Genomic DNA, 16,038 nt, shown 5'->3' on the forward strand with positions numbered 1-16,038 from the left:
TTAGGCTCTCACAGGTTGAATTTCGTTAAGGTTAAACAGGAGTTCAAGTTGGCTGCCGTTTGCCAACAGTCGCTCAGAGGAACGGTTAAGTAGGTCAACCGTCAGTTCACATTCATCGACGTCCACTTGGTAGCGAATCACGTTACCCAGCAGCTGGTGGTTGCGAATGGTGCCCGTTTTCGGCACAGAGATATGCTCGCCATACTGTCGGCCTTGCTCTTTAACGTAGATAGATTCAGGTCGAATCGCTACTTTCCACTCGGTTTCAATGTTGAACAGCTGCTTGGCTTTGTTCGCTTGCACCAAATTGTAGTGGCCCATGAACCCAGCAACGAATTCATTGGCAGGTTGAGTGTAGATCTCTTCGGGTGTACCCGCTTGGACGATCTCACCTTTATTCATCAAAAAGATGCGGTCAGACATGATCATCGCTTCTTCTTGATCGTGAGTCACGAAGATCGTGGTCAGGTTCATCTCTTTTTGAATATCTCGGATCTGTTGGCGTAGGTGTTTACGGATCTTCGCATCCAGCGCCGAAAGCGGCTCATCGAGCAATAGAATACGCGGCTTGACCACCAAGGCTCTAGCTAAGGCGACACGTTGACGCTGGCCACCCGATAACTGATGTGGGTAGAATTTCTCTTTGCCCGTTAAGTCCACCAGCCCAATTACTTTCGCAACTTCGTGCTTAATCTCATCGGCGGCAAACTTTTTCATTTTCAGGCCAAAGGCAATATTTCCTTCAACCGTCATGTTCGGAAACAGCGCATAAGATTGAAACACCATGCCGATACCACGCTGTTGCGGCACTTGGTGAGTAATCTCTTCGCCGTTAACCCAGATCTCGCCACCATCGACAGGATTCAGGCCAGCCAAGCTGCGGAGTAGAGTCGATTTACCACAGCCACTTGGGCCAAGCAGAGTAATGAATTCGCCCTTCTCGATTGAGAATTGAATATCTTCAAACACTGTGTTGTCACCAAAACGCTTGGTGAGGTTTTTCGCATTTACATAGCTCATTATTTTGTTCCCTGGCTGAAACGACTTGCCAACCAAGTCAGTAAGAAAATAAACAGGAAGTACGTCATCACAAGGGCTGACGTGAAGTGGCCGCTGGTTTGACGCATGTTGTATAGGTAGATTTGCAGTGTCTCGTAACGTGTACCCACCAAGATGTTGGCGAACACGAACTCGCCTAATAGGAACGAGAACGACAAGAACAATGACGCCATTAAGCCTTTCTTAAGGTTTGGCAGAATAATCAACAAGAACGCCTTGGTGGTGCTTGCACCAAGCAGGTGAGCAGCGTCCATCAAGTCGTGCAGGTTGATCGCTTCAAAGCTGTTGGCAATCGCGCGGTACATGAATGGTAGAGCGATGGTGAAGTAAGTACCAATCAGAATCCACGGCGTGCCTATCAGTGAGATTTCGCTGTCTGCATACAGCTGAAGCAAGCCGACTGACGACACTACTGGCGGCACCGCGAACGGCAATAAGATCAGGATATTCATCACCTTGTCGAGCTTCGGGAAATAGTAAAACACCACGAAAATCGCAGGCAAAACCAACACCACACTCAATGACAGCGCCGCCACACAAATAAACAGTGAACGACCAAAGGCTTGTAAGAAGCGAGGATCGGTCAGCAAATTGATGTACCAATCCAACGTGAAACCATCCGGCAGGATCGTCGCGCCCCATCGAGAAGAGATTGAATAGATAAAGGTCGCTAAGATCGGGACCATCATGATGCCAACAATCGAATAGACAACCGTTTTATGAAAGCGAGTATTGACGGTGTTCATTACTTTCTCTTCCCTGCGTAGCTTTTGCTGATAAGCCATTGGTTAATCACGGTGATGAAGGCCAGCATCGCCATCAGAATCACTGAAATTGCGGCGGCTAGGTTTGGTTCTAAGAACAGATCTCCCGATACCAAGCTCGCGATTCGAATCGTAATTACGTTGTAGTTGCCCGAGGTCAACGCATACACGCTCGCGTAGGCGCCAATCGCATTAGCAATCAAAATGATGAAGGTGCCGAACAAGGCAGGAGATAGCACAGGCAGCGCGATTTTAGTCCAGTACTGCCAAGTTTTCGCGCCAAGCAATGCCGAAGCGGCTTGCCAGTCGTCACTCAAGGCATCAAACGCTGGATACAGCAACAACACCGCCAATGGGATCTGGAAGTAGATGTAAATCGCCAGCAAGCCCCATTTACCGTACAGGTCGAAATCACCCAGTAATCCATACTGCTTGAGCAATAAGGTAATCGCACCATTGGTGCCCAAAATGATGATGAAGGCGAACGACAGAGGCACCCCTGAGAAATTGCTGCTCATGTTGGTAAACGCAATCACCGCATCGCGGATTTTAGAATCAACGCGGCGCAATGAAGAAACGAGCAGAGTCGCGATCGCTAAGCCAACAATACTCGACCAAATCGACAGCCATAAACTGTTGCCAAAAGCCTGCATCATGAAAGCAGAATCGAATATCTCAGAATAGTTTTCGAGAGAGAGCTCATCGTCGTAGAAGAAGCTGTTGATCAGCACCCAAACCATAGGTGCCAGTTGGAACAGATAGAAAAACAGCGCGAAAGGCGCAAGCCACAAGGCGGGCTTGAAGCGTTGAAACAAAGATTTGGTTTTGGGTTTAAGCGCAGAGCCATCGCTCTGCGTGATTACAGAACTGCTCATAAGGCCAACAATTCCTGAGTATAAGATTTATCGTGTTCAAGGTTGAGTAGCTGACAGACGCTGCCGCAGATATCGGTCTGTTTCACTGAACACTCTTGGTGTGTGAACTTATCGCCAATCACAAAGAATGGCACTTCACGCTCTTCAGGCAGAATGCCACCGTGAGACAAGTCATTGTTCATGCCGTGGTCACTGGTGATGATCACCTGATAACCATCGTCTACCCACTTCTCAAGATAGTTTGATAGGTAAATATCCGCGCCACGAGCACTGTTGCGGTACTGGCGAGAATCCAACCCGTGCTTGTGCCCTATGTCGTCAATGTTCATTGGGTGAATCAACAAGAAGTCCGGCTGATGAGTAACACGCAAGTGCTCAGCATCCAAGAACAAGGCTTCATCTGGGTAGTGATCCCAGTGGTAAAAACAGCCGTGTTGGATATTCATGGTTTCATCGTTAGTGAAACGGTCGCGTACAGCATCAAATGGCGCTCGGTTATACAGCTCACTCACCCAATGATATGCCGCTGCAGCCGTCACTTTGCCCTGCAATTTCGCCAAGCTAAAGATCGACTCGTGATTCGATAAACGCACGATTTGATTGTTGACGATGCCACTCTCGACAGGGCGAACACCGGTCAGAATGCACTCATACAGTGGGCGTGACATAGATGGCAGCTCACACTGCACAGGGTAAAGCGTGGCGCGCAGCTTGTTTTCTTGCGTGCTCTGCGAAGTGCTCTGTTTATTGTACGAATCGCCCTGTTTCTCATGCATATCACCCTGTTTTGTCTGCAAATCGCTTAGTTCTAGAAGACCGTTCAGGTAGCCCATGCAATCACGGGCTACCTGATAGTTCAGTCCATCTAGAACAACAAGGATAACCTTATTGCTCATGGTCTATTCTCTATTGCTTATTTTGGATACGGATTACTGCTGGTGAATCAAGACACTTTCTTGCCATTGACGTGGTAGGCGGCGTGCTGATTTTTCCCATGCTGAGAAGTCAGTCACTGGGTGGACGTTGCTGTATTGCTCGTTTGAGATCAGCTTGTCTTGTACTGATTTAGGCAGCGTGATGTTGCTGCGGATTGGACGTGCGTAACCTTCTGCTAGGTTGATTTGACCTTGGTCGCTAAAAATATATTCACGAGCCAATTTCGCCGCGTTAGGGTTTTTCGCGTATTTATTGATGATGGTGGTGTAACCAGAGATCACTGAGCCATCTTGTGGAATGCTTACTGTAAAGCGCTCACGGTCGATCTTGTCGCGGTAGTTCAATGCGTTGAAATCCCACATGATTGCCACTTCCACTTCGCCTTTTTCAAGGTTTGCGATGCTTGGATCTGTGTAAGACAGACGGCCTTGCTTCGCTAATTCACCAAAGAATTTAATCGCCGGTTTTAGGTTCGACTCGTCACCGCCGTTAGCAAATGCAGCCGCTAGAATTGCGTTGTTTGCTTGCGCGGCTACACCTACGTCACCGACGGTTACTTTGTAGTCACCTTCTAGTAGGTCACTCCAAGATTTGGGTGCATCTTCAACAAGGTTATTATTTGAGATGAATGAGATAGTGCCGGTGTAAGCCAGAGCCCAGTGACCATCTTTGTCTTTCGCCCAGTCTGGAATATCATTCCAAGAGCTTGGTTTGTAAGGCTGAGTCACGTCTTTTTTCACAGCGACACGTGCAAATGCGAAACCAACATCACCGATATCTGCGGTTGCGTTTCTTTTCTCTGCTTCAAATTTCGAGATCTCTTGAGCCGAGCTCATGTCGGTATCCTGATGCTTCAAACCGTAGTTTGCTTTCAGGTCAGCCCATGTGCCTTTCCAGTTTGCCCAACTGTCTGGCATACCCACACTGTAAACCGCACCCTCTTTTTGAGCGGCTTCAATCAGTGACTCAAGATCAGCATCCTTCGCCATCGCCGGCATTGAAAGTGTTGCCGTTATTAGCGTTGCGCCTATTAATTTCGCAGGTGAACCAATCAGTTTGGCTGGCGATACAGTTGAACGGCTAAGCAAAATTTTCATTGTCTCTATCCTTCTGGACTAGGTCAGTAAGTTCGTTTTGTATGCTATCGCCAGAATATGACGCTTTCGCGCAACTTATTTGACAGTTAGGATGCATTTCCGTGGCAGTTATATTTCACTCATATGACAGCAAGCCTTTGTTTACTGTCACATTCCTGTTAACTCCGTGGTTTACCTTATTGAGCACACGAACTTATGGACTAGATCAGTAATGAGAACATTGGCTACAGGGCAATCAGGGACACAGCTAGGCAGAATTAAGGCGAGCATAAGAGAACAGCTTCAATCTGGCATCTTCACCGAGGGACAAAAACTGCCATCCGAAAGAGAGCTCAGCGAGCTATTTTCAACCACACGAATCACGCTCAAAGATGCGTTGGTCTCATTAGAAACCGAAGGTTTGATATATCGAGAAGAGCGTCGAGGTTGGTATGTGTCACCCGAACGTGTTCGCTATAACCCATTATCACGTTCCCACTTTCATCAAATGATTCGAGAACAAGATCGCATAGCAGAAACACGCCTGCTGAGCACTCGCACAGAGATGGCCGCGGGCAACTACGCCAAAGCATTAGAGATAGAACAGATAACCCCGATACACGTAATTGAGCGATTGCGCTTTATTGATGGCAGAGCGGTACTGTTCGTTGAAAACGTTTTGAAAGCGCCCCTATTTGAAAAGGTGTTGTCGGAAAACCTCACCATGTCGCTGACAGGCATCTACCGAGAAAAATATGGCTACGAGACTAAACGATCGCGCTTTGATGTGATTCCAACTTCTGCACCCGCACATGTCGCCAAGGCGCTGAATTTAGCCGAAGGCCAGCCTGTTCTAAAGATCTGCCGAGTGAACTACAAACAAGATGGCGAGTTGATGGACTGTGAATTGGAGTACTGGCGACCCGATTCGGTAGTGATTCATATCGACAGTATTGGGTAGTGCAATATTGATAGAGAGGCTTTGGTTTGTGATGCACTAGTTAGCCAAAACCAAAACTCCGACAGATTCAGTCGGAGTTTTATTTTAACAGATTTGCTTAGCAAGCAACCCTAACCTAGACAATTTTCTGTTCATGTTTGTTGGTTGATTCAGGATCTTCAGACAAGAAGCGCTCTACTATATCTCTCAACCTACCTTGATTGACAGGCTTTGATATAAACTCATCCATACCAACATCAAAACACAAATGCTTGTCTCTAGGTACAACGTTAGCGGTCAAAGCAACGATTGGAATATGCTTTGAAGAACCTTCTTCTAACGATCTAATTTGCTTAGTTGCTTCGAAGCCATCGAGAACCGGCATTTGACAGTCCATGAAGATCATCTCGTATTCGTTAGCTTTGAATTTCTCGACACCAATTTCACCGTTGTCGGCAATATCAACCTCAAAACCAAGCTTCTTAAGCATCATCTTGGCCACTTGTTGATTCACTCTAGAGTCTTCAACAACCAAAACCTTACCACTGAATGAAGCAGTGACCACTTCTGGTCTCGGGTTTTCTTTGATTGGATCTTGTTTCTCTGCTTGTTTGGGTGGAACAGAGGCTGCAGATTTAGTTAGTGGTACAGGTTCATTGTCTTTGAACGCGACTTCACCTCTGTTTGGATAGGTAAAGGTTGAGGTATCCTCCGCTCTTGCGAGCACCTCGCTAATGGTCCATTTAATCTGGTTATCTTGATAAGGACGAGCAATGTAGGCAACAAACCCCACTTGTTTAGCGTACACTTCATCTTGCTTTCTGGGATCGGCAGAGATCATCACCAACTTAGGGCATTCTTTACCAAAACGTTCTATCAAACGAGTAGCCAGCTGGAAGCCATCTATAGAAGGCATCACTTTATCAATAAGCACCAAGTCATAAGGTGCTGACTTGGCGATAGATTCTGAAACTAACTCAAGCGCTTGATTTGCCGTCTCACAACATTCAGATGCGACGCCAAAGGATTGAAGCTGTGTGGAAGTAATTCGCATGTTCAACTGACTATCATCAACCAATAACACGGAGAGTTTGTTGAAATCGATACAGCTCTCATCTATATCCAAACACGGATCAAAATCAGCAACAAAATAGAATGTACTGCCCTTGCCCTCCTCACTAGTTAATTCTAATTGACTGCCCATCAAGCTAACGATTTTATCACATATTGTGAGACCAAGTCCGGTTCCACCGTAAATACGCGTGGTACTGCCGTCAGCTTGTTGAAACTTATCGAACACCGATTTTTGCTTGTCTTCTGCGATACCAATACCACTGTCGATAACCTCAAACCTCACCCTTAGCTTTTGCTCTGGTTCAACTACTTTTTCTAAACGAAGCGAGAGCGTGACATGGCCATACTCAGTAAATTTGATTGCATTCCCCACTAAATTATTCAGCACTTGTCTTAACTGAGTGCCATCACCGATAACCATGGTTGGAATTTTAGGATCAATCGCCAACTGGAACCTGAGCCCTTTCTGTTCAGCCTTAACTCTAAACGTCGATTCAACATCCGCGACAATCCCCATCATCTTCATTGGTTCTTGCTGCAACTCTAGGTGACCCGCTTCAATCTTCGAATAGTCGAGAATGTCATTAATAAGGTCAAGAAGTGTCAGTGAAGAGGTATTGAGCATATCGATATACTCTTTTTGCTCTTTAGGCATATCCATTTCAGAAAGCAGGGAGGAAAGACCGATAATTCCGTTCATCGGAGTTCGGATCTCGTGGCTCATGTTGGCAAGAAATTCACTCTTGTTTCGGTTGGCAACTTCTGCTGTATCTTTGGCTTTCACCAACTCTTGATACTGTTTACGGATACGCTCAATAGATTGGTTATAACTGACTTCTAGCGTTGATATCTCGTCTTTATATGTGCGTTCGGTTGGCGTTAAGTAACGTGGCTTGTTGTCTTCTAATTGCTGTTGATTGATTTGAGAAGACATGGTCATCAAGCGCTTTACAACGAGACGATATACAATAATTAAACACACCACAGCTAACAAGAAAACTTTAACGGCTTCGAACGTAAGTAGTAAGAGGGCATGTTTACCTAGATGATAGAGGATCATACTTAAATCAGCCTGCACCGTTAAAGTCGCAAGAGGGTAACTTTTATCTCCCATCTGATGCACCATTTCCCATGACTGAGAATAAGAATGTTCAGAAGATATTTGCCCCAGTTCTAAGATTTTTTCATCGGGATTTTCAATGAGTAGATAACTTACAGAAGGTAGGCGTGAGATCCCCTCAGCTTGCACAAGTAATTGATCTCGATCTTCAACCCACAAGCTAGCCGTTAAACCGGAGAGGTAACCAGCTTTAACCTGTTCGATCTGAGAACTGATAAAAGTCACTCGGTTTTGATATTCCACATACAGCCCCAAGCCTGTCACTATGACTGTGAATAAGGTGCTAATTACGACAATTACCCCGATCAATTGTCGAGAGAGCCCAATATAGCGCTTTCCTTTTTTTACCATACAAAAATTACCACTATTGTTATCCCAGTAAACTACAATTACTCAATTAGTATAATAGTACTCATTCATCAAATAACTAGGGAAGGTTATGAAAAAACATCTTATCTTTTCATCCATAGTCAGTTTGTTTTCAAGCAGTTATGCTTTTTCAAGCGAACCTATTCACTACTACATTATTGCGAGCCAAGCGCAACCTTTTCAGATCGAAACTGACGATTCATCTCACAGAGGAATGGTTTCAGATATTGTTAAGGCGGTATTCGATAGTAGCCAATATGAGATCAACTATCACACCTACCCTTTTAACCGAATGATCGATAAGCTCAATGTGAGAGAGAACCCCAACTGGTTGACCTACGGCAGCCCTAGCTGGGGAAACATCCAATCCGTTAACTTGTCGAAAGACCCGATTTACAATGTAAAACACGTGTTACTCAGCAGCGGTAAAAAGCCGTTTGAGTTCAATACAATCGATGATTTAGATGGAAAAGCAGTGGTATTGCTAGTGGGATTTGAATATCCGAACTTAGAGCCTTACATCCAACAAGGTAAGCTCAACGAGATCCGAGTTAAAGATTACGCTGCCGCTTTTCGTGTCCTGAATCGAACACCAGGCGATACCGTGTTTGTGGAGATGGAATCACGAATCAAATACAACCTAAACGAGCAGAAGCTACGTATTGAGGACTACCAGATGCAAGAGTTTGGTTCTGTTATCAATAACTACCCAATCCATTTGGCGTTCGACCCTGAGATGGATCCTAAGCTGCAATCTTTCATTAACCAACGTCTAGGCCAGATGAAAGACGATGGGCAACTCAATGACATTGTGCAGAGTTATTTATAAGACCTGTACAATGTGTATCTTTGGTAGCGTACTTTAGCTCCCTCTGATAACAAGTGTTCGCCAAAAATAGTGTTCTTACTAAAACAATATTCTCACCAAAACACTATTCATACCAAAATAAGAAAGGCCGCCCTGCTCAGCTCATATACCAAATTGCAGAGTGGCCTTTATGTTGACTCTTTAAGGACACTGTCATTTATATAGTAGAGCTATTAGTGATTAATGCTAAGAGATCAAATCCAATTGTTGATTTCGAAGTTGTTGACGCACCTCCATCAAGATCTCGCCTAAACGGTTCTCACCAGTTCCATCCCCCCCATCGCCCCAAAAATGGTCTTTATGAGAATGCTCTTTGATCACTGAATCTCCAGTGTTAACAAGAAACCGCGCAAATCTGTGGTTCTGTCTAAACTTCTCGGTCACAATGAATTGCATGACTTCGACACGAATGTCATACCAATCTTCACGAACTTGCCCTTCATAATATCGGCTCAAAGAGAATGCTTCAGCAGGAGTGCTGGCTTCGAAAATGGTATTGCGCAGCGCTTCAGAGACAAATTTCATCGCTTGATAGTAGTGTTCACTGGTTGCCCAAACTTTATCATCAACTTTGATAGGACAAGCCGCAAAATTTGAAAGGTATCCGTTCGGATCTTCAGGTTCATAAAACAACACTTCTTTATTTTGGGACACAGAATTAGACATAGCCTTTTCCTTACCAAGGACATCACATATTTATACTTCAACTTTAAAACTAGTGGCGTTGCATATTGCTGTCAAACGACTTAGTTCAAGAGTACGCCATGTGCGGTTTTTAAATCTGAAGGTCGTAACTTCAAAGAGGAAATAGTGAAGCGGTACAGTGGTTTAGAGAGAAAATTTGTTGATTTAATACAGTTAGGTGTTAAAGGAAAGTGGTTATAAATTAAAGGGTGGCGTTGTGCCACCCTTCTAAATGCAATGGAGATTATTAGTGAATAAGGCCTAGTTCCCTCGCTTCTTCCAGACTAAAACCGCTTTCTCTGATTTCTCTTAGAGCTTCTATACGACGACGAGCTTCAGCAGACTTCATTTTCTTTTCTGGTTTGAAAGATACTTCTTCTTCAGCATCCCACTTATTTGCAATATTTGTCATTTCATCATGGTTGATAGAATTAATGGACATTTTTTCCTCCGAAACACCATGTAATGGACAGGTAATCTGTAGCAAATGCGATTTCGCTTGTTAAGAAGTTCTGTACTGAAATGTGATGATTCCGACGCTTCACAAACCTAATTAACAAATACCTCATTTAAACTTTGCCAAAGGCATTTTCTGCAATTACATTAAAAAAATTACCCATAATAAATGTGGTTTGATCCAACTCTCATTTTCCCCTCTTTCAACTCTTCGTTTCTTCTGAAAATTCGTGAAATAACCCAAGATAAATTTCGAGGCACTTCATTCTTTTTGTGCTCATCGCTTTCACTAAATTCACTTCATGTTAATGATAATAGTTATCAATATCATAAGTGAGTATTTATCATATCTGTGGAAAATTTGGATACACCACTTCTCGAAGTAAAGAATCTATGTGTCGACTACATCACCGATGACGGTGATTTCAATGCGGTCAAATCCGTTAGCTTTAGCATAGGCCAAGGCGAGATTTTCGGCTTAGCCGGAGAGTCCGGTTGTGGCAAAAGCACCATCGCGTTTGCCATTAACCGCCTGCATAAGCCGCCAGCTTTCATTTCTGGAGGTCAGATAGTCTTTGACGGACAAGATCTGTTGAACTTATCGGACAACCATTTGAATACATTGCGTTGGAGCGAGATCGCGATGGTATTCCAGAGCGCCATGAACTCGCTCAATCCCGTTTTAACCATCGAAGAGCAGTTTGCGGATGTGCTGCGCCACCATAAGGGCATGAATAACGAACAAGCTAAAGATCGCGCCGAGAAACTGCTCGACCTTGTGAATATTCCACGCCACCGCCTAACAGAATACCCGCACCAGTTCAGTGGCGGCATGCGTCAACGTTTGGTGATTGCCATCGCTCTCGCCCTCAACCCGAAGCTGATCATCATGGACGAACCCACCACAGCACTGGATGTGGTAGTGCAACGCGAGATATTGCAGCAGATACACCAACTCAGGGAGGAGTTTGGTTTCTCGATACTCTTCATCACCCATGACCTCGCACTGATGAGCCAGTTGTGCGATCGCATTGCCATCATGCGCCACGGCAAGATAGTTGAGGTCAATAACGCCCATGAGATTCGTAACAACCCACAACACTCCTACACCCAAAAGCTATGGAGTTCTTTCCCTAATATTCATGAACATGCTCACGCGACGGCGTGCTAGGAGAGCTCCATGTCACAACCTATTTTTCAAGTAAAAAACCTCGTTAAAGAATTCACTGTTGGTGGTGGACTTGGCAAAGAAGAGATCTTTAGAGCACTGCATGGTGTGAGTTTTGACTTGCATGCAGGCCAAACACTGGCACTGGTTGGAGAATCTGGCTGCGGGAAAAGCACCTGCGCACGATTGATGACCAAGGTTTACCCTGCGACAGAGGGAGAGATACTGTTCAAAGACAGAGACATCTCTACGCTGAAAAGCCGTAAAGATATCTTGGATTATCGCAGCCGTGTGCAAATGGTTTTTCAAGACCCCTTTGGTTCACTCAATCCCACTCACACTATTGAGCACCATTTAACGCGCCCACTTAAGATCCATAAACAGGTAGCCACTAAACAGGCTCTCACAGAGCGCCTCAAAGAGTTGTTAACGCTGGTGGAGTTACCCATCGAAACTCTCGCCAAATACCCGCACGAGCTCAGTGGAGGCCAAAGACAGAGGGTTAACCTAGCCAGAGCACTGGCCGTTGGCGCTGAGGTTATTCTTGCTGATGAACCCACCTCGATGTTGGACGTCTCGATTCGACTTGGCGTGTTGAACCTAATGCAAAAAATGAAAAAAGAGTTGGGGATTGGCTTTTTGTACATAACCCACGATCTTGCCACGGCACATTACATCGCAGAAGAGACAGCGGTGATGTACAAAGGACAGATCGTCGAGTGGGGATCAACTCAGTCGATCTTGACCAATCCACAACACCCGTACACTAAGTTGTTGATCTCTGCCGTGCCCGATCCCGATCTACCATTTGGCGAACTCGTCAAAAATGAACCAAACTATTCAATAGACGCTGATCGTATTCGAGATCAGAGCAGTGAAATACAGCATGAAATCAAACAAGTTGCTGATAATCACTTTGTAAAACAGTGGGATAACGTTGCATGAATGAACTAGACACTTGGTTAGATCGGATCGGAGATTGGTACAAAAACCGAAAGCATGATCAAGTGGACCGGTTAGAACCTTTGATCTTAACGCCTCCAGATGCACTCTGGGGGCCTTTGATCACGGATGAGCAGAGCAAAGGCATCGCATGTTGGCTAGATGGATGCCTGAGAATCTTTACTTTCTATCGCCACCTCGCGGATTCATCGAATCCGGAGTTGGATTCGCAGGAGGCTAGCAACTCAAGCCATCAAGAAAAAGCCTACCAATACCTGATGTTCGCCTATAGCAAACTGCAAGCGGTGTCATGTGATCCAAAATCAGAAACTGGATTGCAAGAGTGGTGTACACAGCGGCTACAACACTTGTGTGTATTGGCTTTGGAGTTTACAAACCAACAGCAAGAACCGCGTTGGGAAGCAGAATCAGAAAAATTGATCGAATCGCATGTACGCTTTATGACAACCCATCCCCGAAACGATGATCAAGGTACTATTGAACGTCACCTACACTGAGCAAGCCCTTCTAGATCAAACATCAAACCAGAGTCTCATCAAAGTTAGATCCATAAAAAGCATGATCTAGCCTTGATCATGCTTCGGCGTTTAATTCAGTAAACCATTGATTTTTAATGATTTACTAAATTTCAGGCAAAAAAAAGCGAGTCCTTCAGGAACTCGCAAAAATCTATTCAGTATGATGTAACAAAATATGAGCCAATCTATTAATCATAAGAAAGGACAAAGGTTGTCTATTCGGGATAAATAATAATCAACTGGATGCGTTACTTTGTCATCATTTTGTCAGCGTTAGGTGCGATTTTAATCAGCACCTAATGTGTTCAAAACTATCCATTCAGCGACGGTAAAACAGGACTATCGCGATAGGATAATGACTAGTGGCCAATCGCCATTTCATCGAGTGCGAGGAACACGTTCTCGTCAAGGTGACCTTCATGAACTTGTTTACACACTTTACGACGCACAGCTAAACCAGAGATCAAACGCTCAATGGACAGGTGTCGGTTGCTGGTGCTATCACGGTCGTTGTAAAGCTCAATTAAGCGACTCAGTGTTTCGTATGGGATAACCTCCTCCCCTACTCTCAACCAATCAAGCTTCTCAATGAGCTCTGAGCACTCTTCTTTGATTGAGGCATGTGAGTGCCCTGTCATAGCAGATAAAGCCGTTATACTGCGTTCTAGAGCCTCTGCAGAGGTATATTTAGAGAGAGTAATCATGATCTCGTCAGCGTTGATCTCAACAGAATGTTTACGCTGCTTAACTCGACGTCCCAATTTACCTCTTGGCGACGGTGCTTTACGCTGAATAGGCTCAAACTCACCATCAATAATTTCAGACAGCTCTTCCAACTTTTGTTTGGAAACCATCTCGTTGCGTAATGGGTTCGGCAGCGTTGGTGCCATATTACGCTTACCTGCGTTAGTGGTACGCGCTCTTGAGTAACGTAAGACTTCTTCCACATTACATTTGATATCTACCTGATAATCGGTCGTTTTCCCTTTTTCGACCAACGATGTGATCGTTAAATGATAACCCCACAAGTTTACTAGGAAGGTATCTTCCTGATCTCCAACTTCACCCAGCTTTCTAAGTTCGCGAATCAAATCCATAGAGAAGCGACGCCAATCGATGTTACGAGCTAACTTCTGATTCAGTTCACTCAGTAACATGCAATCCGTATGGCGACGAGCCATCCGGCTTCTAAAGTAAGAGTACATTTGGAAAACCAAGGTATGTTGCTTCAGAATTTCTGGCGGAAATAAGAAGAAGTAATCACGAGTCAGTAACTCTTCGTAGAACGAAGGTTCCCAAACGAGGATGTAGAGGTTCGGTTTAATACGAATTTCGCCGTCAGAGCCCTCTGTAGGCGCTTCTTCCGATGCGGTAATGGTTCTAGCTAAGAATCGGAAACGATCACTCTTGAAGCCTTCTGGCATGTTTTCACTAAGCCAACGACCGGTCAGCTCATGCAATTGAAAATCCGTAAATTCGATACGATCAATACTATCGCGGATCGAATCACGTGCAGGGCCACTGTCTTTCTTGCCGCGTAAAGACAAAATATCAGTGATGTAGAGTGGTGTTTTGTTCGGAGTGTGTTTCGCGTCTAAATGATAATCATCTTGGTGATGATCATGGTACTGAACGGTTAGCGTAAATAACGCGAAAAGTGTCATCAGATCATCAACCGTCATAATATTTTTAGAAGATCGTGTCTCGATCACAGCTCGAGTACCGGAGATCGAAACCATAGATTTCTGGTAACTCTTACGCGTTCTAGGTGGTGCTAGTGCCTGATCAATAATCCCAGCCCAATTTGTTGGAGAAACAATGAATTGATCGGCTTCGTCTTTCATTGTTGGTGGGGTATTAAGACCATGCTCATTCAATAAACGTTTGTTTACTTTGGTTTGAGCAAGAGCTTTGGAACGCTTTTGCTTTTCATTTTGTTTAACACTTTCTGTGACTAGGCTAGTAGCGCCTAATACCGATATCAATTGGTTTGGGTTAACAAATCGATGCAGCATGGTTTTACCCGCAAGGCCTTCTTCAAAGCGAACTGGAAGTTGTTTAAAAAGACCAATATTTACTGCGGCTCTTAACCTTTGTTGTAAGGCAGCACGAGTTACCTGACCATCGGTTGATTCAATAATCTCTGTGGTAGAAACATAACCATCTTTACTACTAAAACCACGAAGTGAAATTAAGTTAAGAAGTTCAACTATGCTCTTGGTGACACCTTTGAAGTGTTGGTATTGCTCTATCCATTCTACGGCTGTTTCTGATACCTCAAATAAATGACCATCTTTGTGGCTTCGTGCCTTAATTAACAATTTTTCTTCTGGTTTCATTTTTGATCCGTATCACACTAACCGTAATATCACTATAGTTCCTGAATGATAAAGAAAGAATGATCATAAATAAAGAGAATTTATTGGCTTTTAAATAACTGATCTTTTTGATTAATATGATCTTAAATGATTAAGTGATCTAATGATCTGGACCTTGATTTCCTTATAAGTTACTGAATTAAAATAATTAAAATAAATCCTATTGGAAAGCATGATCATAAAAAATACGAAACTATGATCATTAAACTAAAGAAAGCATGATCACAAACAATCAGAACTATGATCATTAAGTCATTGTAAGCATGATCATTATTACTTAGAAAGCATGATCATTGTACTTGTACAGCTTATCCACAGCCTCAGATTGATCATGCTCTTTTTAGCCGACGGTGTGGATATTTTTAGCGGCTAGTTTATCGGAACAATGATCAAGTAAGTGTATTTTTCTATTATTTACACCCTTTCAAATGCGAAACATAGTCATTATCGCGTGTTAGTTGCTCGCTATGATGTATATAGAGCGAACTCGCACTAGATAGGAAGCATGATCATGAAATTGTCATGTTTGTGTATTATTTATCTGTGCAGATTGAATTTCCAAGCTGTGAGGCTTGATAAGCCTTGAATCCCCATTACAAAAGCATTTGTCCGTAACTTAGCTCTCAATTTATATGCTTCCGGTACTAGATTTACTTGATCATTTTTCCGTAAGTTGATCGTTTAGAACGAACATTCACTTGGATTAATATTCAAGAGGTTATCCCTTGATCATGCTTCATAATATCGTCTTCTCAATTCTCAAGCCGGTGATGTACCCCCATGATCATTC

General features: G+C 44.0%; 14 protein-coding genes. 5 read left to right on the plus strand and 9 right to left on the minus strand.

Annotated elements, in window-relative coordinates; genetic code table 11:
• The 5 genes from ACED48_RS00535 to ACED48_RS00555 are packed head-to-tail and all read right to left on the minus strand — an operon-like array spanning position 1 to position 4,731.
• Positions 1 to 1,020: an ABC transporter ATP-binding protein gene (locus tag ACED48_RS00535; RefSeq protein WP_017057688.1), complete on the minus strand. Its 1,020-nt coding sequence runs from the start codon at positions 1,018 to 1,020 to the stop codon at positions 1 to 3.
• Positions 1,020 to 1,805: an ABC transporter permease gene (locus tag ACED48_RS00540; RefSeq protein ID WP_017057689.1), complete on the minus strand. Its 786-nt coding sequence runs from the start codon at positions 1,803 to 1,805 to the stop codon at positions 1,020 to 1,022. The genes ACED48_RS00535 and ACED48_RS00540 overlap by 1 nt, the downstream gene beginning before the upstream one ends.
• Positions 1,805 to 2,698, minus strand: a complete 894-nt coding sequence (locus tag ACED48_RS00545; protein WP_004732590.1) for an ABC transporter permease subunit — start codon at positions 2,696 to 2,698, stop codon at positions 1,805 to 1,807. Before ACED48_RS00545 ends, ACED48_RS00540 begins: the two co-directional genes overlap by 1 nt.
• Complete coding sequence (locus tag ACED48_RS00550) at positions 2,695 to 3,594, minus strand: alkaline phosphatase family protein (protein WP_017057690.1); 900 nt, start codon at positions 3,592 to 3,594, stop codon at positions 2,695 to 2,697. Before ACED48_RS00550 ends, ACED48_RS00545 begins: the two co-directional genes overlap by 4 nt.
• Positions 3,595 to 3,627: 33 nt before the next feature.
• Positions 3,628 to 4,731 carry an ABC transporter substrate-binding protein gene (locus ACED48_RS00555; RefSeq protein WP_017057691.1) on the minus strand — a complete coding sequence of 368 codons (1,104 nt, stop codon included), beginning with the start codon at positions 4,729 to 4,731 and terminating at the stop codon, positions 3,628 to 3,630.
• Between the two features lie 211 nt (positions 4,732 to 4,942).
• Between ACED48_RS00555 and ACED48_RS00560 the strand changes: the two genes are divergently transcribed.
• Positions 4,943 to 5,671, plus strand: coding sequence for a UTRA domain-containing protein (locus tag ACED48_RS00560; RefSeq protein ID WP_017057692.1), 729 nt, complete (start codon positions 4,943 to 4,945; stop codon positions 5,669 to 5,671).
• 115 nt (positions 5,672 to 5,786) lie between these two features.
• On the opposite strand, the gene ACED48_RS00565 is transcribed toward ACED48_RS00560, so the two are convergent.
• The gene (locus ACED48_RS00565; protein WP_017057693.1) at positions 5,787 to 8,195 is read right to left on the minus strand and encodes a response regulator; all 2,409 of its coding nucleotides are present in this window, start codon (positions 8,193 to 8,195) and stop codon (positions 5,787 to 5,789) included.
• Positions 8,196 to 8,283: 88 nt separating this feature from the next.
• Between ACED48_RS00565 and ACED48_RS00570 the strand changes: the two genes are divergently transcribed.
• Positions 8,284 to 9,042: an ABC transporter substrate-binding protein gene (locus tag ACED48_RS00570; protein ID WP_017057694.1), complete on the plus strand. Its 759-nt coding sequence runs from the start codon at positions 8,284 to 8,286 to the stop codon at positions 9,040 to 9,042.
• A 225-nt stretch (positions 9,043 to 9,267) separates the two neighbouring features.
• Here the strand turns inward: ACED48_RS00570 and ACED48_RS00575 are convergent, their stop codons facing one another.
• Positions 9,268 to 9,777: an NADAR family protein gene (locus ACED48_RS00575; protein WP_315897563.1), complete on the minus strand. Its 510-nt coding sequence runs from the start codon at positions 9,775 to 9,777 to the stop codon at positions 9,268 to 9,270.
• A 235-nt stretch (positions 9,778 to 10,012) separates the two neighbouring features.
• The gene (locus ACED48_RS00580) at positions 10,013 to 10,207 is read right to left on the minus strand and encodes a PA3496 family putative envelope integrity protein (protein ID WP_004732575.1); all 195 of its coding nucleotides are present in this window, start codon (positions 10,205 to 10,207) and stop codon (positions 10,013 to 10,015) included.
• A 360-nt stretch (positions 10,208 to 10,567) separates the two neighbouring features.
• Between ACED48_RS00580 and ACED48_RS00585 the strand changes: the two genes are divergently transcribed.
• Genes ACED48_RS00585 through ACED48_RS00595 form a run of 3 tightly spaced genes read left to right on the plus strand, consistent with a single transcriptional unit; the run spans position 10,568 to position 12,849 of the window.
• Positions 10,568 to 11,392, plus strand: a complete 825-nt coding sequence (locus ACED48_RS00585; RefSeq protein WP_029627162.1) for an ABC transporter ATP-binding protein — start codon at positions 10,568 to 10,570, stop codon at positions 11,390 to 11,392.
• Between the two features lie 9 nt (positions 11,393 to 11,401).
• Positions 11,402 to 12,334, plus strand: coding sequence for an ATP-binding cassette domain-containing protein (locus tag ACED48_RS00590; RefSeq protein ID WP_017057697.1), 933 nt, complete (start codon positions 11,402 to 11,404; stop codon positions 12,332 to 12,334).
• Positions 12,331 to 12,849, plus strand: a complete 519-nt coding sequence (locus ACED48_RS00595) for a hypothetical protein (protein WP_017057698.1) — start codon at positions 12,331 to 12,333, stop codon at positions 12,847 to 12,849. Before ACED48_RS00590 ends, ACED48_RS00595 begins: the two co-directional genes overlap by 4 nt.
• A gap of 380 nt (positions 12,850 to 13,229) precedes the next feature.
• On the opposite strand, the gene ACED48_RS00600 is transcribed toward ACED48_RS00595, so the two are convergent.
• On the minus strand, positions 13,230 to 15,209 hold the full coding sequence (locus ACED48_RS00600; RefSeq protein ID WP_017057699.1) for a replication initiator protein RctB domain-containing protein: 1,980 nt from the start codon (positions 15,207 to 15,209) through the stop codon (positions 13,230 to 13,232).
• Positions 15,210 to 16,038: the final 829 nt, after the last annotated feature.

It is taken from the genome of Vibrio sp. 5S239 (assembly GCF_041439575.1).
Lineage (GTDB): Bacteria > Pseudomonadota > Gammaproteobacteria > Enterobacterales > Vibrionaceae > Vibrio > Vibrio kanaloae.

Excerpts from the sequence above, each read along its gene's own strand:
- ACED48_RS00535 (WP_017057688.1), bottom strand. The coding sequence starts at position 1,020 with ATGAGCTATGTAAATGCGAAAAACCTCACCAAGCGTTTTGGTGACAAC.
- ACED48_RS00540 (WP_017057689.1), bottom strand. The coding sequence starts at position 1,805 with ATGAACACCGTCAATACTCGCTTTCATAAAACGGTTGTCTATTCGATT.
- ACED48_RS00545 (WP_004732590.1), bottom strand. The coding sequence starts at position 2,698 with ATGAGCAGTTCTGTAATCACGCAGAGCGATGGCTCTGCGCTTAAACCC.
- ACED48_RS00550 (WP_017057690.1), bottom strand. The coding sequence starts at position 3,594 with ATGAGCAATAAGGTTATCCTTGTTGTTCTAGATGGACTGAACTATCAG.
- ACED48_RS00555 (WP_017057691.1), bottom strand. The coding sequence starts at position 4,731 with ATGAAAATTTTGCTTAGCCGTTCAACTGTATCGCCAGCCAAACTGATT.
- ACED48_RS00560 (WP_017057692.1), top strand. The coding sequence starts at position 4,943 with ATGAGAACATTGGCTACAGGGCAATCAGGGACACAGCTAGGCAGAATT.
- ACED48_RS00565 (WP_017057693.1), bottom strand. The coding sequence starts at position 8,195 with ATGGTAAAAAAAGGAAAGCGCTATATTGGGCTCTCTCGACAATTGATC.
- ACED48_RS00570 (WP_017057694.1), top strand. The coding sequence starts at position 8,284 with ATGAAAAAACATCTTATCTTTTCATCCATAGTCAGTTTGTTTTCAAGC.
- ACED48_RS00580 (WP_004732575.1), bottom strand. The coding sequence starts at position 10,207 with ATGTCCATTAATTCTATCAACCATGATGAAATGACAAATATTGCAAAT.
- ACED48_RS00590 (WP_017057697.1), top strand. The coding sequence starts at position 11,402 with ATGTCACAACCTATTTTTCAAGTAAAAAACCTCGTTAAAGAATTCACT.
- ACED48_RS00595 (WP_017057698.1), top strand. The coding sequence starts at position 12,331 with ATGAATGAACTAGACACTTGGTTAGATCGGATCGGAGATTGGTACAAA.
- ACED48_RS00600 (WP_017057699.1), bottom strand. The coding sequence starts at position 15,209 with ATGAAACCAGAAGAAAAATTGTTAATTAAGGCACGAAGCCACAAAGAT.